At 45.3% G+C, this 18,478-nt stretch carries 17 protein-coding genes; 16 read left to right on the forward strand and 1 reads right to left on the reverse strand.

Annotated elements, in window-relative coordinates:
- Positions 1 to 104: 104 nt before the first annotated feature.
- The 4 genes from Q6A92_RS02225 (at position 105) to Q6A92_RS02240 (ending at position 5,463) form a co-directional block, all read left to right on the forward strand.
- A complete protein-coding gene (locus tag Q6A92_RS02225) occupies positions 105 to 1,424 on the forward strand; it encodes a purine-cytosine permease family protein (protein ID WP_332236893.1) in 1,320 nt (439 codons plus the stop codon).
- 54 nt (positions 1,425 to 1,478) lie between these two features.
- Positions 1,479 to 2,573, forward strand: coding sequence for a DUF917 domain-containing protein (locus Q6A92_RS02230; RefSeq protein WP_332236894.1), 1,095 nt, complete (start codon positions 1,479 to 1,481; stop codon positions 2,571 to 2,573).
- Complete coding sequence (locus Q6A92_RS02235) at positions 2,573 to 4,126, forward strand: hydantoinase/oxoprolinase family protein (RefSeq protein WP_332236895.1); 1,554 nt, start codon at positions 2,573 to 2,575, stop codon at positions 4,124 to 4,126. The genes Q6A92_RS02230 and Q6A92_RS02235 overlap by 1 nt, the downstream gene beginning before the upstream one ends.
- A gap of 254 nt (positions 4,127 to 4,380) precedes the next feature.
- A complete protein-coding gene (locus Q6A92_RS02240; protein ID WP_332236896.1) occupies positions 4,381 to 5,463 on the forward strand; it encodes a DUF917 domain-containing protein in 1,083 nt (360 codons plus the stop codon).
- 491 nt (positions 5,464 to 5,954) lie between these two features.
- Here Q6A92_RS02240 and Q6A92_RS02245 read toward each other — a convergent pair whose 3' ends face one another.
- Positions 5,955 to 6,674: a GntR family transcriptional regulator gene (locus Q6A92_RS02245; protein WP_332236897.1), complete on the reverse strand. Its 720-nt coding sequence runs from the start codon at positions 6,672 to 6,674 to the stop codon at positions 5,955 to 5,957.
- Between the two features lie 163 nt (positions 6,675 to 6,837).
- On the opposite strand from Q6A92_RS02245, the gene Q6A92_RS02250 reads away from it, so the two are divergent.
- The 12 genes from Q6A92_RS02250 (at position 6,838) to arcD (ending at position 18,455) form a co-directional block, all read left to right on the forward strand.
- Positions 6,838 to 7,350: a PTS system mannose/fructose/N-acetylgalactosamine-transporter subunit IIB gene (locus tag Q6A92_RS02250; protein WP_274399769.1), complete on the forward strand. Its 513-nt coding sequence runs from the start codon at positions 6,838 to 6,840 to the stop codon at positions 7,348 to 7,350.
- Between the two features lie 21 nt (positions 7,351 to 7,371).
- Positions 7,372 to 8,193 carry a PTS mannose/fructose/sorbose/N-acetylgalactosamine transporter subunit IIC gene (locus Q6A92_RS02255; protein ID WP_274399771.1) on the forward strand — a complete coding sequence of 274 codons (822 nt, stop codon included), beginning with the start codon at positions 7,372 to 7,374 and terminating at the stop codon, positions 8,191 to 8,193.
- Positions 8,193 to 9,035 carry a PTS system mannose/fructose/sorbose family transporter subunit IID gene (locus Q6A92_RS02260; protein WP_332236898.1) on the forward strand — a complete coding sequence of 281 codons (843 nt, stop codon included), beginning with the start codon at positions 8,193 to 8,195 and terminating at the stop codon, positions 9,033 to 9,035. The genes Q6A92_RS02255 and Q6A92_RS02260 overlap by 1 nt, the downstream gene beginning before the upstream one ends.
- Positions 9,036 to 9,045: 10 nt before the next feature.
- Positions 9,046 to 9,459, forward strand: coding sequence for a PTS sugar transporter subunit IIA (locus Q6A92_RS02265; RefSeq protein ID WP_332236899.1), 414 nt, complete (start codon positions 9,046 to 9,048; stop codon positions 9,457 to 9,459).
- A 44-nt stretch (positions 9,460 to 9,503) separates the two neighbouring features.
- Positions 9,504 to 11,237 (forward strand): class I mannose-6-phosphate isomerase, encoded by a 1,734-nt coding sequence (locus Q6A92_RS02270; RefSeq protein ID WP_332236900.1) that lies wholly within the window; start codon positions 9,504 to 9,506, stop codon positions 11,235 to 11,237.
- Positions 11,238 to 11,252: 15 nt separating this feature from the next.
- Complete coding sequence (locus Q6A92_RS02275) at positions 11,253 to 12,032, forward strand: glucose-6-phosphate isomerase family protein (RefSeq protein ID WP_332236901.1); 780 nt, start codon at positions 11,253 to 11,255, stop codon at positions 12,030 to 12,032.
- Between the two features lie 20 nt (positions 12,033 to 12,052).
- A complete protein-coding gene (locus Q6A92_RS02280; protein WP_332236902.1) occupies positions 12,053 to 12,616 on the forward strand; it encodes a glucose-6-phosphate isomerase family protein in 564 nt (187 codons plus the stop codon).
- 537 nt (positions 12,617 to 13,153) lie between these two features.
- On the forward strand, positions 13,154 to 13,234 hold the full coding sequence (locus Q6A92_RS20205) for a 4Fe-4S binding protein (protein ID WP_443029673.1): 81 nt from the start codon (positions 13,154 to 13,156) through the stop codon (positions 13,232 to 13,234).
- 228 nt (positions 13,235 to 13,462) lie between these two features.
- Complete coding sequence (locus tag Q6A92_RS02285; RefSeq protein WP_274399778.1) at positions 13,463 to 13,948, forward strand: hypothetical protein; 486 nt, start codon at positions 13,463 to 13,465, stop codon at positions 13,946 to 13,948.
- A gap of 715 nt (positions 13,949 to 14,663) precedes the next feature.
- A complete protein-coding gene (arcA, locus tag Q6A92_RS02290) occupies positions 14,664 to 15,896 on the forward strand; it encodes an arginine deiminase (protein WP_274399780.1) in 1,233 nt (410 codons plus the stop codon).
- 22 nt (positions 15,897 to 15,918) lie between these two features.
- Positions 15,919 to 16,938, forward strand: coding sequence for an ornithine carbamoyltransferase (gene argF, locus Q6A92_RS02295; protein WP_274399781.1), 1,020 nt, complete (start codon positions 15,919 to 15,921; stop codon positions 16,936 to 16,938).
- 80 nt (positions 16,939 to 17,018) lie between these two features.
- The gene (arcD, locus tag Q6A92_RS02300) at positions 17,019 to 18,455 is read left to right on the forward strand and encodes an arginine-ornithine antiporter (RefSeq protein ID WP_332236904.1); all 1,437 of its coding nucleotides are present in this window, start codon (positions 17,019 to 17,021) and stop codon (positions 18,453 to 18,455) included.
- The last annotated feature ends 23 nt before the right edge of the window (positions 18,456 to 18,478 follow it).

Consider the following 18,478-nt stretch of genomic DNA (forward strand, 5'->3'; position numbering starts at 1 on the left):
GGTAAGAGCTGTTTAGAAAAAAACAATAGGTGATTCTGTCGGTCATGATTGCAGGTGCGGGTGTGGGCAATATTCTGTGAAGTCAATTAAATGGAGGGTACTAAATGGCCGGTAATTTTTCGAAAAGTGAAACGGACGATTATTCACTGACAAGAGTGCCGAGAGAAAAAAGAAGCCAGATGTGGAAAATTCTTCTGATCCGGATCGGGAGCCTGACTTGTATCTCTCAGCTCATGCTGGGAGCGGCGCTGGGTTTTGGACTAAGTTTCTGGAAAGCGTTCTGGGCAACGATCATTGGGAGTGTGATTCTGCAATTTGTCAGTTTCGGATTAGGTGTGGCCGGTGAAAAGGAGGGGCTGTCGACCAGTGTCTTATCCAGATGGACAGGATTCGGCCGTTATGGTTCGGCCATTGTCGGAGGGGCATTTGCGATCAGCCTGACCGGCTGGTTTGGTATCCAGAACTCAATTTTTGCTCAGGGGATTATTGCTATTTTAGGTAAAAATCTAAGCTTTCCTCTTATCGCCTGTATAACCGGAGTTGCCGTGACCCTGATCGTCCTGTTCGGTTTCAGGATGATGAGCTGGACAGCCAATATTGCAGTTCCCGGTTTCTTGATTTTAATTGCATGGGCGACCTACAGTATGCTGAAGAGTCATTCTTTCATTCATTTAGTGACCATGAATGCACCCGGGGCATTGACGATGAGTGCGGCGATCACGATGGTCACAGGCGGTTTTATCGTTGGCTGCATTATAACGCCGGATATTACACGTTTTGCAAAAAGTACGAAAGATGTTTTCTGGATTACGGTCATCGGCACGCTTCTTGGCGAACTGGGCATCGGCTTGCTGGGGGTTCTGATGGCTCACGCGATCGGCAGCAGTTCGATCATGGCTATTGTTTATCAGCTGACAGGCGTGCTCGGCGTACTGCTTGTTATTTTTTCAACGCTGAAGTTGAATGATATTAACCTTTATTCCTCTTCGCTCGGGATTGCTAATTTTATCGAAGTCGTTTTCCATGTAGATGTCAGCCGCGGATTGATCACCATTATCCTGGGAGCTCTGGGTACCATTTTATCGATGATCGGTGTGATCAATCAGTTCACATCCTTTCTGAGCCTGTTGGGGGTCGTCTTCCCGCCGATTGCCGGAATCATGTTCATTGATTATTTTGTCCTGAGACGATACAGAAACGAGCTGGATGAATCAAGAAAACACGCCGCCCTGCCGGCCAGAATGGAAAACTTTCATCCGGTTACTGTGATTGCCTGGGCTGCCGGGGTGCTGTCGGGATATTTTATCACGTTCGGCATTCCATCGATCACATCGATTTTGATCAGTATCATTGTTTATTATGCCGGTATGAAAATCTATGCAGCGGTGAAAGTACACAACGATGTGGAACAGATTCATGAATGATGTAACGCGGACGGCTATATAAAATTCTCTGTAAGCAAAGGATGGATTACGATCATGAGATATTTAGACAAGCAGGCCATTCAGGATATTGCGACAGGGGCTTCTTTGCTTGGAGCCGGCGGCGGCGGGGATCCTTATATCGGAAAACTCATGGCTTTTTCGGCAGTCGAAAAATATGGACCCGTTAAATTACTGGATGTGACTGAGGTTCCTGATGACGCCCTGGTTGTCTCTTCATCAATGATGGGCGCACCCTCGGTATTTGTTGAAAAACTTCCGCGGGGAGATGAATATCAGGACTTATTTGATAAATTGAAACGCTATCTGGGGACGGCGGTATATGCAACGTTTCCGATCGAAGCCGGGGGAATTAACTCGATGATTCCGATTGCCGTTGCTGCAAGTCTGGGCATGCCCATGGTAGATTGCGACAGTATGGGCCGGGCATTTCCGGAACTGCAGATGACAACTTTCAGTATCTACGGACTTGGGGCGACGCCTCTAGCGATCACAGATGAGAAGGGAAATACCGGGATCCTGGAAACCATTGATAATCATTGGACGGAAAGCATTGCCCGGGCGATTACGGTTCAGATGGGGGCGACTTCATCGATGTGTATTTTTCCAATCAGGGGCAGCGACCTGAAAAGGGCCGGAGTCAGGAACATTGTTTCTTATTCGGAGAATATCGGAAAAACAATCCGTGAACTATCAAAGGAAAAAGGATCTTCAATACAGACATTGCTTGATGTGACTGGCGGCTTTCATATCTTAAGCGGAAAAATCATAGATGTCAGCCGCAGCACCGAGGGCGGTTTTAATTATGGAAAAACAGTGATCGAAGGCATTGATCGGGATAAAAACCGGCAGGCTGAGATCTTATTTCAGAATGAAAATATCGTGCTGAAACGCAACGGTAAGGTCGTCGAAACCGCTCCCGATCTCATCTGTCTGGTTGATCTGGAAACACTGATTCCGATGACGAATGAAGGGCTTAAATATGGGAAACGCGTACACATCATTGGCCTGCCCTGCGACCCGAAGTGGCGGACACCGAAAGGAATTGAACTTGTAGGGCCGCGGTATTTCGGCTATGATCTGGACTACGTACCGATTGAGGAATTATGCAGAAAGGAGGCCCGTGCCTGATGAGGTATCGAGTGGGTATTGATGTTGGCGGAACGAATACGGACGCTGTTGTTTTAGATGATCAGTTTAACTTATTGGCCAAGGAAAAATCGCATACGAGCCGGGACATTGAGGAAGGTATCCGCCATTCCCTGCATCGCGTCCTGCAAAAGTCAAAGATTGATCGGGATCGGATTTCACATGTTATGCTGGGGACGACGCAGTGTACAAATGCAATTGTCGAGCGCAAACGGCTGTCCAGGGTCGGAGTGATCCGCCTCGGTTATCCGGCGACCCTGTCGGTCGTTCCGTATACGGCCTGGCCGCCGGATTTAAGGGATGTATTGTCCGGCCAATTTAAAATTGTTCACGGCGGTTATGAATTTAACGGCAATCTGTTAAGCCGGATCAATGAACGGGAAATAAAAGATGTCTTACAGACCTGGAAGGGTCATATTGATGCCGTAGCCGTGATTGGCGTCTTTTCTTCACTAAGAAATGATCAGGAAAAGCAAGTGGCCGATTGGGTTCACCGGGAAATGGGAAGTCATGTGCCGGTATCTTTGTCCAGTGAGATTGGTTCGTTAGGATTAATTGAACGCGAGAATGCCACCATCCTTAATTCGGCGCTTTTTAGCGTGATTCAGACAACCGCTCGCGGATTCGAAAATGCATTAGATGCAGAGGGCATTCATCATGCGCAGATCTATCTTTGCCAGAACGACGGCACGCTGATGTCGCTGAGCTTCGCGAAAAAATATCCTATTTTTACGATTGCCTGCGGGCCGACCAATTCCATCAGAGGAGCTTCTTACCTGTCTAAATTGCAGAATGCCGTTGTTCTGGACGTCGGCGGAACGACTTCTGATATCGGCGTAATTACTCATGGATTTCCGCGCCAATCATCTACGGCTGTTGAGATCGGCGGTATCCGGACGAATTTCCGTATGCCGGATATTATTTCGATTGGATTAGGAGGAGGAAGCATCGTTCGCAGGACGGGCAATAGCTATACAATCGGTCCGGACAGCGTCGGGTACCATATAACCGAACGGGCAAAAGTATTTGGCGGCGACATCCTGACAACAACAGATGTGGCTGTTCGCCTGGGTCAATCGAATGTGGGGGAGAAACGGTTCACTTCGGAGCTCTCTCTTGAAGAGGCAGAACAAATTTATAAAAAAATAGGCGACATGGTAGCTGCTGCCATCGATCGAATGAAAAACAGTGCTGAAGATGTGAAAGTGATTTTAGTCGGCGGCGGCGGCATTATTGTTCCCTCGAAAATCAGCGGAGTCAGTGAGTTAATTCGCGACGAAAACGGTGATGTCGCCAATGCGATCGGCGCCTGCATCTCTCAAGTCAGCGGTCAATACGAGAAAATATATATCTATGATCAAATAAACCGGGAAGATGCCATGCAGGATGCAAAGGATCATGCGATCAATCAGGCCATTGAGGCGGGTGCCGCAGAAGATTCGATTGAGACAGTGGATGTTGAGGAAGTCCCGCTCGCTTATTACCCGGGCAACGCTAATCGGATCAGAATTAAGGTTGTTGGGGACCTGGCCTGAATAGATGAATAGCCGATCGGTCCATGATCAAGAGGCATAATCAGCTAAACTCCATTCATCTGAAGGGCAGCGATATAGCCTGCGGTTTTTTTAAGAACCATAGATCCGGAAATGCCTATTATATTCTGCTGCGTGTATATTGAGGGACAGCGGTATGATCGGTTTGAATGGTTCAGTCCGGCGGTCTTGTAATTGTATCAAACAAGGCCGCTTTTTACTATCCAATATAAGAGAAACGGGGGAGATGGCGAACGGTGCGATATTTGGAAAAGCAATCCATTGAAGATATTGCTTTAGGCGCTTCATTATTGGGGGCGGGCGGAGGCGGAGATCCATATATAGGTAAACTCATGGCTCTGACTGCCGTTGAAAAGTACGGACCGGTGCAGCTGCTCAGCGTCGATGAAGTGCCCGATGATGTTTTAGTCATTTCTTCGTCAATGATGGGTGCCCCTTCAGTACAGTTAGAGAAATTTCTTAACGGAAACGAATATAATCGCCTGATGAATCATCTGACCCGCTATCTTGGGGAAGATGTGTATGCAACCTATCCCATTGAGGCCGGCGGATTAAATTCGATGATTCCGATTGCCGCCGCCGTCCGGCTGGGGCTGCCGATGGTGGATTGCGACGGTATCGGCCGTGCGTTTCCTGAATTGCAGATGACGACTTTCGGTATTTATGGAATTCGGGCAACACCGCTTGCAATCACCGATGAGAAGGGAAATATGGGCATTCTTGAGACGATTGACAATGACTGGACAGAAAGCATTGCCCGGACGATTACCGACAAGATGGGAGCAGCAGCCTCTCTGTGCAGTTTTCCGATTCGGGGCAGCGATCTAAAAAGGTACAGCGTTCAGAACACCGTTTCCTATTCTGAAAATATCGGCAGAACCATCCGCGAGCTATCAAAGAAAAAGCAGGCGTCAATACAGACCCTGCTCAAGGTTACGGCCGGTTATCATATTTTAAGCGGGAAAATTGTAGATGTAAGCCGCAGCACTAAGAACGGATTCAATTATGGGAAGACGGTGATTGAGGGGCTTGATCAATATAAGTATCAGCGGGCGGAAATATACTTTCAGAATGAGAATATCGTGCTAAAACACAATGGTAAAGCGGCGGTAACCGCTCCGGACCTCATTTGTCTGGTCGACCTTGAAACCCTGACGCCGATGACAAACGAAGGGCTGAAATATGGGAAACGTGTCCATGTGATTGGCCTGCCGTGTGATCCAAAATGGCGGACGCCAAGGGGCCTTGAACTGGTCGGACCGAGATATTTTGGCTATGATCTGGATTATGTTCCTCTCGAACAGGCGGTAAAGTATTAGTTCCCATAGCTGATTGGAACGGGTGATACGTAACAACGGCTCGCAGAGAACGAGAAAAGTCGTGATTGAAATAAAGATGGAAAACAGTTTATAGTTAACAACAACTTGCAGGGAGTCTTAAAAAGCATCGGATGACGTTTTATTATCCGGTGCTCTTATTACTGCCTATACAGTAGAGGCTGCCGTAAAATGCAGAACATGCTTTTTGAATGATAAAAAAATTCTAATGGGACAGGGCTTGCTGCGTACATTGCATATTTACGTTTCATTCCGTCATAGAGCATACAGGGAGGCAGATTTGACTCCGCATTGTTTTAAAGATTCAAAATCCTTGTGGGATGAGGCTGAGGGCGCGTTCTTATATAAGGTTTTTAGACAAGAGTCGTGAAACTTTCCCCCATTGATCGCTGTTTTTTGCTTGCCGCTCTAATACATAAAGGATTTTTCTTTTGTTCAGCCCATCTCGCGTCTATCTGCAACCCGGCCGCGGATCAGTATTCCACATAGAAACGGTATTTTGAACCGATATAATAATTTTCACTGTATTCATAGTAATTCTGCTCCACTTGAGAAGTTTGCCGAACTCTTTTTAGAATCGGTTCATCAGCCTCAACCTTTAAAAGGGACTGCAGTTGACGATTCGCTTTAATCGCTTCAACATATTCGTGCTGCTGATTGATGTGAATATTGAACATGGTCAGGTAATCATAGAGCGAGCCAAAATATTTTTTTTCATCAAGAGAGTAGCCCTCGCGGAACGGGATATGAGTAATTGAATAGGTGAGTACCTCATTATCCGCACCACGAAGCCGTTCAAGATATAAAACCGGACTGCCGATATTCAGGTGCAGTCTTTCCGCCAAAAAAGCGTCGGCATCGATTTTTTTTACTTTGACATCGAAAGTAATCGGTGTTTTCCCCAATTCACGCATTTCCTGGGTAAAACTTTTTACTAATGAAAAAGTCGTTTTTTCAGTTATCTTTTCAGGTCCTAAAACAAATGTTCCGCGGGCCCGTTCTCTGTGTAAATAGTTGTCCTGGACGAGATCTTTAATCGCATTGCGTATCGTTATACGGCTGACATTATACAACTTAGTTAATTCAAGTTCCGGAGGAATTTTATCACCGGGTTTCCATTCACCGCTGTTAATTTTAAATTTCAGGTCATTTTCGACTTGTATATAAAGGGGAATGTAGCTGTTTCCTTTCATGTTATTAATTGTTATATCACCACGCTCTTATTGTTTTATTGCTATTACAATTGATAGCATAAATTTTTAAAACAAGCAAGCCTGAAAGCGCTTTACTTTTTAAAACAATCGTGTATACTATAAAATGTAGTAATGATATAACAATGAAAAGAGGGGATGGATCTTGGCGATTTCTTTTGTTCGTGTCGATGATCGCATCATTCATGGTCAGGTGGTCATACGATGGCTTGCCGAACGCCAGGCAGATGGAGTCATTGCCGTTGACGATGTTGCGGCGAAGAATCCGATTATTGCCAAAGCCTTAAAGACCGCTGTTCCGGGACCATTAAAAGCTTTTGTCATGACGGTCAGTCATACAGCGGAACGATGGCAGGACATTGTGAAAAGTCCGAAGCGCTATTTCTTAATTGCAAAGAGCCCGGCAACACTGGTGAGACTTTATCAGGCCGGTGCGGATTTGCCTTCTCAGCAGCAAAGTCTTGATGTGGGTCCGATGAGTGTGCGTCAGGGGGCACGGAAGGTGGGGCCGAATGCCAATATTACCGAGGAAGACATGAAAGCCTTTGAGTTCTTGATCGATCATGGAATGACCGTGTATTTTCAATTGGTGCCTGATTCAAAAAAAACAACTTGGGAAGAAGCCAAGGCGGAATTTAAAAAGGTTCGACAAAATTAAAATTGAAAGGAGCGTTCGATGATGACTGTGACACTTTTTATTCAAGCGGTAATTATTTCGATTCTCTGCTATTTGGGGGCCCTGAGTACGCCCTGGCTGTTTGGGCTGACCGGCGGCTGGTATACCTTATCCAGACCGTTGGTTTCAGGTTTTTTGATTGGCATTATTCTTGGTGATGTGACTCAGGGGATCATTATCGGCATTGCGGTTCAGGCTGTCTATATTGCTCTCGTAACGCCCGGCGGCCAAATGCCTGCCGATCTGAACTTTGTCGCTTATCCCGCGATTGCCCTGGCATTATTGTCGCATGCTTCGACGGGTGTTGCCGTGACATTAGCCACGACGATCGGTGTGATCGGGACGATTGTTTTTAACCTGTTTCAAGTTTTGAATTCTTACTGGAATCATCGTGCCGAGAAAGCAATTCATGAGGGAAATGAACGCAGTTTTCATTTTAATACAATTTGGGGCCCCCAGCTATTTAACTTTGTCATTCGTTTTACACCTTCCTTCCTGGTGATTTTCTTTGGCGCAGGATTTGCGAAGAAATTACTTTCGAGTATGCCGCAGTACTTGATTGATGTCATGACTTATCTTGGCGGGGCTCTGCCGGCATTAGGCATTGTCATGCTGCTGACGGTAGTTATTAAGAAAAACTATATGTTAATCTTCTTCCTGTTGGGTGTCGTTGCGGTTGTTTTCATCAAGTTAAATATGATTGCTCTGGCTATCCTGGCTGCGGCTATTGCCGTGATCTATTTCTTTGCCATTAACAAGGGGAATAATCCCAATGCGTCAGCTACAGGCGATCATACCGATTCGAATGATGAGGAGGAATTCTGATGGCTGAAAGAAAGACTTACCAGTTGCTGGATAAAAAAACTGTGCACAAATCCTATTTCAGATGGATGATGTATAACCTGGTGGCAACAAGTTATGAATTTCTGGAAGCGTTTGGTTTTGCCTACGCAATGGAACCGGTTTTGAAAAAACTGTACGGAAAAGATCCGGATAAATTGAAAGAGGCTTTGGAGCGGCATTCCGTTTTTTATAATACCGAGCCTCAGCTGGGTGCCATTGTCAATGGAATGACCGTCGGACTGGAAGAACAGAGAGCGTTGGGTGCGGAAGGTGTTACCGATGATTTTATTACGAGTCTGAAAGTCGGTTTAATGGGCCCGCTGGCGGGAATTGGCGATTCAATGATTCCAGGCATGTTAATACCGATTCTTCTTTCAATCGGCATGGGTCTGGGAGCAGGAGGAAATATTCTAGGCCCCTTATTTTACATGGTTGCTTATAACCTGATTATTGTGCTGGGTTCTCGTTATTTATTCTACAAGGGATATGAATTAGGTGCAGATGCGGTGAATCTTTTTGTAGGCGAAATGGCTCAAAACGTAACTCAGGCAATAACGGTACTGGGCACGATTGTTACCGGCGGGGTTGCTGCGACTTATGTAAAATTACCGCTTCCGATTAAAATCAATATGGCCCATTCGACACTGGACATTCAGCAGATATTGGACAACATTTTTCCAAGCCTGGCTCCACTGTTATTGATTCTGATTTCATGGTATTTCATGTCGAAGAAGCACGTTTCACCGATCAAATTGATTATCATCTATTTTATCCTGGCTTTTGCCGGCGTCGGCGTGGAATATATTATAAAAGCAACAATCTGAGGAGAAGAGTATGGCAAAGAAAATAGTATTGGTCGGTCATGACGGACTGGCCGAAGGAATGAAGAAAGCGATCGAGTTTATTGCAGGCAGGCAAGACAATATTCTTGTACTGAGTATGAAATCGGACGGACTTGAAAACTTCAAAAAAAATTTTACACAGATGATGAACGAGATCCCGGAAGCCGACGATATTCTATTAGTTTCTGATATTCCGTCCGGATCACCCGGAACAAACGGCTATTCGACCGCTTTGAAATTAAACAAAAAAGTGACTTATTTAACAGGAATGAATCTGGCAATGGTTCTTGAATTAGCACTGTCATCTTCTTCGCCGTATCAAAAAGCGATTCAATCCGCCAAAGCCAGCATAATGAACATGGGGGATACCTTGAAAGCTGTGCCAGATGACCATTTTATGTTCTAAAGTTATAACATTACTACATTAGAATTGCTGAGGGGTTTTGTTCTATGGCAAAATATGATTTAGAACCAGAGATCAAAATAATGCATTACAAAGAAGCCTGGCGCGGTTATCCGTCGATTATAAAAGCGATTAAAGAAAAAGTCCGTACATTTGGTCGTGAAGATGTTACGATTGCTGTCGAAGAATATCCAGGTGTAGACAATGAAGAAATTGAACGAGAACTGATAACGAAACTGAATCCTGACCGTGCTATTTTTGCAGATGATCTGGCAGCCGACGGGGAACAAATGAGTGAACGAGTTAAAGATACATTAACAGATGATCGTGTTTTCGGAATTCTGTCGCATTATCGTCTGGAACAATTTTTTCCTGATCTATCCCGCCTTCAGCAATCGTTTAATCAGCCTAGTGGGTTAACAATTATCTATGGTACAGGAGCATCCGTATTAGTACCGGATCCGGACCTATTGATTTATTGCGATTTGGCCCGCTGGGAAATTCAGCGGCGCTATCGTGCCGGTATGCCGAATTGGAAAATGAACAATCGGCATCAGGATATTTTGCGAAAATATAAGCGCGGTTTTTTCTTTGAATGGCGGATGGCCGACCGCCAGAAAATGAAGATATTTGATTGCATTGATTTTCTGCTCGATACGAATACCGGCGACGATCCGAAAATGGTCTCGGGAGCCGATTACAGAGAAGCGCTGCGGGAAGTTGTCCATCGGCCCTTTCGCGTTGTTCCTTATTTTGATGCAAGCGTATGGGGCGGTCAGTGGATGAAAGAGCATTATGGCCTGGACCCGGAAGTTCCAAACTATGGTTGGGCGTTTGACGGTGTCCCGGAAGAAAACAGCCTTTTCCTGCGTTTCGGGGAAGTACGCGTTGAAGTGCCGTCCATTAATTTAGTCCAGCAATTTCCTGACGAGCTTCTGGGTCCTGAAGTCCATGCCCGTTTTGGCGAAGAATTTCCAATTCGATTTGATTATCTTGATACGATGGGGGGAGGAAACCTGAGTTTGCAGGTTCATCCCCTGACTGAGTATATCGAGGATAAATATGGGATGCATTACACTCAGGATGAGAGCTATTATATTCTTCAGTCTACAGATCGTTCCTCCATCTATTTAGGTTTAAAGGATGACGTCCGTAAGGAAGATTTGATGAATGATCTTCGTAAAGCTCAGACCGGTGCCGTACGATTTCCCGATGAAAAATACATCAATCGTTTTCCGGTGAAAAAACACGATCACTATTCAATTCCGGCAGGAACCGTGCATTGCGGAGGCCGCGATACCGTTGTCCTGGAAATCAGCGCAACGCCCTATATCTTCACCTTTAAGCTGTGGGACTGGGGAAGAACCGGCCTTGACGGGAAGCCCCGCCCGATTCATCTGGATGACGGCGGACGGAACATTCAAATGAGCCGCAATACGGAATGGGTAAGAAAAAATCTGGTCAATCCATTTGTCACCCTAAAGAAATCGAAAGGGGAAACAGTTGAGAGAACCGGCCTTCATCAACTTGAATTCATTGAAACACATCGGCACTGGTTCCAAAAGACCGGCTTTTTCGAAACCCACAATAGTGTGAATATGTTAAATCTCGTTGAAGGGGATACGGCAGCCGTTGAAAGCTTGGACAATAATTTTGAACCGTTTGAAATTCACTATGGTGAAACATTTATTGTTCCGGCAAACATCGAGCGGTTTATAATACGCAATAGAAAGCCGAATGGTAAAGAAATTGCGGTCATTCAGGCTTTTGTGCGCAAGTAGAAAGAAGGGAGTTCCATGGATTATAATCCGGGATTTGATATTACGGTGGATGATCGCAATATGACCTTTAAATATGGCAGAAATACATTCGGCCCCGAGCCGGAGTACCGCCGTTTGAAGGATATCAGGAAAAGCCTGATGGATCCTGCTGCCAAGGGACCTGATGTGCTGTACTCTATCGCGATGGATGTCGGCCGGAGCAAAGATCGCGATGATCTGAAGCGGCGCATGCTGTTGTATGGAGCTGTGATTTATGCAAAAGGAAAAATCGGAAGAGAACCCGTTCGGAGTCAGGGGCATATTCATGCGATCTCCCCATCTTCAGATTCGTCCACTCCGGAGGTCTATGAAATTTGGGACGGCGAAGCAATTGTTTATATGCAGGAGACTGCCCATGACGATCCGGGACGCTGCTTTGCCGTCCATGCAAAGAGGGGCGACATCGTGATTGTGCCTCCCGCCTGGGCTCATTGTACCATTAATGCCGACATTCATCACACGATGACGTTCGGTGCGTGGTGCATCCGCGATTATTCATTTGACTATAAGGAAATACGCGCGCATAAAGGCCTTGCATTCTACCCGATAGTCGGTCATGCCGATCAAATAACCTGGCAACGCAATGATCATTACCGGAAATCCGGTTTACAGGAACAGGGACCGCGCAGCTGCAGAGATTTCAATTTGCAAAAAGGAGTCCCTGTTTATAAACAATACGTTGACAATCGAAACCTGTTTGATTTTGTGACCGAGCCAATGAATCACAATGATTTATGGAGAAACTATCAACCTTAATACTTTTGGAAGTGAAATTAATGATAGAAATACAGTCCAGTGATACAATTCTGGATCTTAAATCCGGAAGACTGATTGGCAGCCATCTCAAACGGACAACAACCACGATCGGTGATTTAAGAAATTATTTTAAAGATAGAACAGCTTTAAACAGAATGGATCCGGATCAGGCCGTGTACTGGGTAGAAATGGAGGAAAACAAGCAGAAAGAGGGAGAGGAGGGAGGACTATTCTTCGGAATTTCGCATCTCTGTTGCGGCACGGTCGGCGATGAATTTTTTATGACAAAGGGACATGTTCATAATAAATTTGACACAGCCGAGTACTACTGGGGCATTAAGGGAACCGGATTACTGCTGCTGGACAATCTAAAAGGGAGCAGCCGCTTAATTGAAGTGAAGCCGGGCGCAGTTTTATATATTCCCGGCCGAACGGCCCATCGGTTGATAAATATCGGGAATGAAGAGCTGGCAGTCGGTGCCGTCTGGCAAACGATTTCCGGCCACAACTATGGAAGGGGCGCACAGCTTTTTCATAATCGCGTCACCAAAGTCGGAAACAGCTACCAAGTGACGGAAGCCTGAAGCGCTAAAGAGCATGGCTACACTCAAGTCCGGTAAATGTAACACTGCCGATTGAATCGGCAGGAACATGCGAAGCGAATCCGTCTCACCCGGCAAAGTTGTTCCCCTTCAACAAGAGAAAGGAAAAAACCAAAATGATTCACTTCTTCAATTAAGCCAGCTAAATGGAAGTTTTTTGTTGTTCCGCTAAAAGGCGCTTTCCTGTAATAAGAAAAGCGCTTTTTCCAATTTCACGGTCATATTCCTGAATAACATATTTAAAGAAAATGAGTAGCGACGGGAATATAGCGAAAGGGCTTTCATTTAAATTGCCGCGGCAGATTAATATTTGTTTGAAAGAGTATATGATAAAACTGTAATCTTAGTCTTCGAAATCGTTTAAAGGGATATAGGTTGGCACCATTTATGGTAATAGGGACAAAACTTGGAAATCTGCTTCATATTAAAAGGCTCAGGTTATACGCAGATAAAAATCATGTATTAACTGCCCTATTGTAATAGGAACTGCCCTATGAGTCTTAATGTGGCAGAGAAAGTATGGATGACAACGAGTGTATATTATGCGGGACATGCGCTGATAAATGTCCTAAAAAGGCAATTGCTTATAAAGTGAAATAAAAAACCATCAGAGATATGTCTGACATGTCCCTTTTTTACTTCCAATGAAGTATGCAAAATCAATATCATGACATGTTATTTGAACCAAACCGTTTCACATGTTGGTCATCAATATGAGATCTTTTATGATCACTGAATAAATCCTTTTTGAGCAAAAGTATATGATGCATTTCCGCAGTAACCGGGCATGCGGAACAAATTCCAAGGGAGTAATGGGAGGGAAGTAATATGCTGGGACATTTTGGATTTTCATATGTGGGCTTCATTTATCTATTGATGCTGTTCATTCCCAATATTTTCTGGGCAAAGTATAAACCGGCAGGCTATGATGATATCGTTTCAAATGAAAATAAGATTTTATTGGGATTAGAACGTGTGGGACAGGTGCTGGTTTCCTGCGTGGCAATAATTTTCAATGATTATGACCTTAAACCGTTTTCTTTATGGAGCCTGTGGCTGATTGTATCTTTTATCCTGATGATCATTTATGAAATTTGCTGGATACGGTATTTTAACAGTGAACATACTCTAAAAGATTTTTATGGAAGTTTCTTAGGAATCCCGGTGCCGGGAGCAAGCTTGCCGGTAGCGGCATTTCTGCTGTTAGGTATCTATGGAAAGGTGATCTGGCTTATTATCTCAATTATTATTCTTGGTATAGGGCATATCGGAATTCATTTGCAGCATTTAAAGGAGTACGGGACAGGAGAATAATGGGAATTTATTTAAGCTGTAAAAAGAGAAATGTCATCGGTTAGAAACTTTAATTTAAACCGGGAAGGATAACAGGGTGACAAATTATAGTTCACAATTCACCTTGTAATATAAAATAAAGCAGCTCTTTAAAAGTTCAGAGAAGATGAACGGGTGTGTTTGTTTAACAAGAATTAAATAATTTTAAGGCTGAAACCATATTTGAGTGATTCCATTAAAGGGAGTTTTAATGGAATAAAAAGGAGAAAACATATTGGACATCTATAATATGTTTTCTCCTTTATTTTTTATAATTTAGGTCTTGGCGGCACCCCTGTATCTAATCACTTTTTGAGAAATGAGTACAAAAATCTGAGTCATTAAAACAGTCCTCAAGCCTTGTCTTATAAATGGGTAACACCCAATATCAGAAAATGGAGCTATGGATAAGCCATTTAACCGCAAAAGAATAGGCTGTATGATTTCTGATTTTTATTTTTTGACTAAGCGGCCGGCTATTTGCATGGCATGCATGAGAGAGGGGGAAAAACCCGGTTCACAGAGAAATTAAGATGGCTTTCACACTACGGTCCGACTAGATACATGAGTTGAGGGGATACTCATTAAAAGGATCATGATGTGAAATATTTCACTTTTATCGTGTAATCGCTTTCACTACAGATAAAATGGTAATGGATTATGCTTTAACTGTAAGACAAAAGGGAGATGAAAGATCATGAAATATCCTGTGCATGTGACGTCGGAAATCGGCGAGTTGAAAACAGTCATGCTGCATCGTCCGGGAAAAGAGGTCGAAAATCTGACTCCGGAAATTCTGCAGCGGTTATTGTTTGATGACATTCCTTATTTGCCGTCCGTTCAGAAAGAACATGATTTCTTTGCTACAGCGCTTAGGAATCAGGGAGTCGAAGTCCTTTACCTGGATAAATTAATGGCTGAAGCTTTGCATACCAAGGATATTCGCGAGAAATTTGTCAGTCAGATATTGCGGGAAAGCAATCTGTGCGTCGATGAGTTTTCCCAGATATTGAGCGATTACCTGCTCTCTCTTCCGAATATGGATCTGGTTCATAAAGTGATGGCGGGCATTTTAAAAAAAGAAGTTGTCAAGGCGCAGCCGACCCACTTGTATGAAATGACGGAGAGTCATTATCCGTTCTATCTGGATCCAATGCCCAATCTCTATTTTACAAGGGATCCTTCGGCTATTATCGGCGACGGCATTACCATCAATCGGATGAAAGAGAAGGCAAGGCGAAGGGAATCCATCTTCATAGAATATATTTTCCGTTATCATCCGCGGTTCTCGGAGTATCAGATTCCGATTTGGACCGATCGAAACTTTGAATTTTCCATGGAAGGGGGCGACGAATTAATCATCAGCCCGGAGACTGTCTGTATCGGCATCAGCTCAAGGACTACGGCGCGGGCGATTGAACGGCTGGCCCATCAATTATTTGCCAATCAGGACAAGGTGAAACAAATTATTGCCGTTGAAATTCCGAAGCTGAGATCGTTCATGCACCTGGATACGGTCTTTACAATGGTCGACCGCGACAAGTTTACCATTCATCCGGCGGCACTGGGTGCGGAGGGTGAAATGAATCTTTTCGTAATTGAGAAGGGTGATGAAAAGGGCGGGCTGAAGATCACCAGACGGACAAGTCTGGTCAACACACTGAAAGAAGCACTGAAGCTTCAGGAGATTGACTTTATTCCCTGCGGCGGCGGTGATGAGATCGCATCGGCCCGCGAGCAATGGAACGACGGTTCCAATACGTTGGCGATTGCTCCCGGTGTTGTGGTCACTTACGATCGAAATTATGTTTCAAATGAAATTTTGCGGGAACACGGCATTGAAGTGATCGAAGTGCCGAGCTCGGAACTGTCGCGGGGACGCGGGGGTCCAAGATGCATGAGCATGCCGCTTTATCGGGAAGATATCTGAACAAAAAACGGGGGAATATGAGATGGAAAAAATAAATGAAAGAATTAAGGAAAACCTGAGGGGTCGCAGTCTGTTAAGAATTGAAGATTTTTCAAGAGAAGAATTGACTTATTTGCTGGAACTTGCGGCCGAGTTAAAGAGGAAAAAGCATCAGCATATTCCCCATCATGACTTGAGCGGGAAGAATATCGCTCTTTTGTTTGAAAAGCCTTCTACCCGGACGCGCTGTGCTTTTACAGTGGCAAGCATTGATTTGGGGGCCCACCCCGAATATCTGGGAAAAGGGGATATTCAATTCGGGAAAAAAGAGTCGGTGGAAGATACGGCCCGTGTATTAGGGAGAATGTTCGACGGTATTGAATTCAGGGGATTCAGCCAGGATACGGTCAATCAACTGGCGGCCTACTCCGGCGTGCCGGTCTGGAACGGACTGACCGACGAATCCCATCCGACGCAGATTTTAGCGGACTTTTTAACGATCAAAGAACAGTTTGGAAAATTAAAGGGTGTAACCTTGCTCTTTATCGGAGATGGGCGGAACAATGTGGCCAATAGCCTGCTGATCGGCGCCAGCAAGTTCGGCATGGACATGAGAATCTGCGGCCCGCGATCGTTGTTTCCGAATGAACGGATCGTGTCGCTGGCGAAATCCCATGCCGAAGAATCCGGCGGCAGCGTGATGGTGACCGATGATATCGGCCGGGCAGCCGCCGGGGCCGATGTGATCTATACCGACGTATGGGTATCTATGGGCGAGGAGGATAAATATGCGGAAAGAATCCGGCTGCTCAAACCTTATCAAGTCAACCGGCAGCTGATTGAAAAAACGGGTAAAGATAATTACATTTTTCTTCATTGTTTACCGTCGATCCATGATTTGAATACTGAAATCGGCCGATCGGTTTATGAAAAATTCGGGTTAAAGGCGATGGAAGTGACGGATGAAATTTTTAAGGGACCGCATTCACATGTCTTTGATGAGGCAGAAAACAGGATGCATACCATTAAAGCTGTGATGCTGGCCACTTTGCAAAATGAATAGCGGATCGGCGCGGCCTGCGGGAAGGGCCTTCCGCTCCTTTCCCCGGCCCATGCCCGTCTGCGGCAAAGGGGGATATCATCATGGAAGATGATAAAAAGTTAAATTTACTTTCACTCATTGCGCTAGTAATCGGATCAATGATCGGCGGTGGGGCATTTAATCTCCCAAGTGATATGGCACAGGGCGCGAACGCGGGTGCCATCGTCATAAGCTGGGTCATAACCGGCATCGGCATTGTTGCGCTCGGCCTCGTTTTTCAAAATTTGGTCATGAAGAAACCGGAACTGGATGCCGGTATCTATAGTTATGCGAAAGCGGGATTCGGACGGTACATGGGCTTTAACAGTGCCTGGGGATACTGGCTTTCCGCGTGGCTCGGGAACGTGGCCTATGGCACGCTGGTCTTCAGCGCGATCGGCTACTTCATAAAAACTTTTTCAGGCGGGCAGAATCTCGCATCCATTATCGGGGCGTCCGTCTTACTGTGGGCGGTGCATTGTCTCGTTTTAAGAGGTGTGCATTCCGCGGCTCTTGTCAATCTGGTGGCAACGATCGCCAAGCTTGTTCCGGTCTTTCTCTTTATCATTATTGCTATTTTTGCTTTTCATGCGAAACTGTTTTTGAATGATTTTTGGGGACTGCATAACGCCCCGTTTTCATGGAGTTCCGTCCGTGATCAAGTATCGAGCACCATGCTTGTAACGTTATGGGTGTTCATTGGCGTTGAAGGGGCGGTCGTTGTTTCGGAGCGGGCCAAAAATCGCCGCGATGTCGGAATTGCGACCATTATCGGCTTAATTGTAACGTTGTTCAGCTATATCTGCATTTCGCTGCTTTCTTTGGGTGTCATGAGCAAAGGACAGCTGACTGGCCTGTCAAATCCGTCCATGGCCTATGTATTTGAAGATATTGTCGGTAAATGGGGAGCGGCGTTTATTAATCTGGGCCTGATCGTTTCTGTGCTCAGCGCATGGATCTCCTGGACTATTTTCGCTGCTGAAATTCCGTTTGCGGCGGCAAAAGACGGCGTCTTTCCTTCATATCTGAAAAAGGAGAATAAACATGGTGCGCCGGTTTATTCGCTCTGGCTGACAAACGGACTGATTCAGGTCTTCCTGTTAACCCTGCTTCTGACGGACCGGGCCTATAACTTCGCTTTTTCGCTTGCGACTTCCGCTATTCTGATTCCGTATCTGTTCTCTGCGCTCTATCAGGTGAAACTGGCGATTTCGAATGACGGATATCAGGATCTCCGCAGGGGCATACGGATTAGGGATATGGTGATCGGCATAGTGGCCAGTGTTTATTCGGCCTGGCTGATCTACGGAGCAGGCATGAAATTCCTGCTGCTGACAACCATTTTGTATGCGGTCGGCATCTTCGTTTACTGGCGGGCACAAAAAGAGAATCATCAAACGCCTCTTTTCACAAAACCCGAAGCGGTATTTGCTCTGTTTATTTCGGTGATGGCGATTTGGGCGATCATCGACTTGATATTGGGTGTCATCACGTTATAACAAACCGGTCGCCGGCTTTGAGA

The organism is Sporolactobacillus sp. KGMB 08714, from assembly GCF_036598985.1.
In the GTDB taxonomy this organism is placed as follows: domain Bacteria; phylum Bacillota; class Bacilli; order Bacillales; family Sporolactobacillaceae; genus Sporolactobacillus.

Bases quoted from the DNA above. Each gene is read 5' to 3' on its own strand.
- Q6A92_RS02225 (WP_332236893.1), top strand. From the start codon at position 105: ATGGCCGGTAATTTTTCGAAAAGTGAAACGGACGATTATTCACTGACA.
- Q6A92_RS02230 (WP_332236894.1), top strand. From the start codon at position 1,479: ATGAGATATTTAGACAAGCAGGCCATTCAGGATATTGCGACAGGGGCT.
- Q6A92_RS02235 (WP_332236895.1), top strand. From the start codon at position 2,573: ATGAGGTATCGAGTGGGTATTGATGTTGGCGGAACGAATACGGACGCT.
- Q6A92_RS02245 (WP_332236897.1), bottom strand. From the start codon at position 6,674: ATGAAAGGAAACAGCTACATTCCCCTTTATATACAAGTCGAAAATGAC.
- Q6A92_RS02255 (WP_274399771.1), top strand. From the start codon at position 7,372: ATGACTGTGACACTTTTTATTCAAGCGGTAATTATTTCGATTCTCTGC.
- Q6A92_RS02260 (WP_332236898.1), top strand. From the start codon at position 8,193: ATGGCTGAAAGAAAGACTTACCAGTTGCTGGATAAAAAAACTGTGCAC.
- Q6A92_RS02265 (WP_332236899.1), top strand. From the start codon at position 9,046: ATGGCAAAGAAAATAGTATTGGTCGGTCATGACGGACTGGCCGAAGGA.
- Q6A92_RS02270 (WP_332236900.1), top strand. From the start codon at position 9,504: ATGGCAAAATATGATTTAGAACCAGAGATCAAAATAATGCATTACAAA.
- Q6A92_RS02275 (WP_332236901.1), top strand. From the start codon at position 11,253: ATGGATTATAATCCGGGATTTGATATTACGGTGGATGATCGCAATATG.
- Q6A92_RS02280 (WP_332236902.1), top strand. From the start codon at position 12,053: ATGATAGAAATACAGTCCAGTGATACAATTCTGGATCTTAAATCCGGA.
- Q6A92_RS20205 (WP_443029673.1), top strand. From the start codon at position 13,154: ATGGATGACAACGAGTGTATATTATGCGGGACATGCGCTGATAAATGT.
- Q6A92_RS02285 (WP_274399778.1), top strand. From the start codon at position 13,463: ATGCTGGGACATTTTGGATTTTCATATGTGGGCTTCATTTATCTATTG.
- arcA (WP_274399780.1), top strand. From the start codon at position 14,664: ATGAAATATCCTGTGCATGTGACGTCGGAAATCGGCGAGTTGAAAACA.
- argF (WP_274399781.1), top strand. From the start codon at position 15,919: ATGGAAAAAATAAATGAAAGAATTAAGGAAAACCTGAGGGGTCGCAGT.
- arcD (WP_332236904.1), top strand. From the start codon at position 17,019: ATGGAAGATGATAAAAAGTTAAATTTACTTTCACTCATTGCGCTAGTA.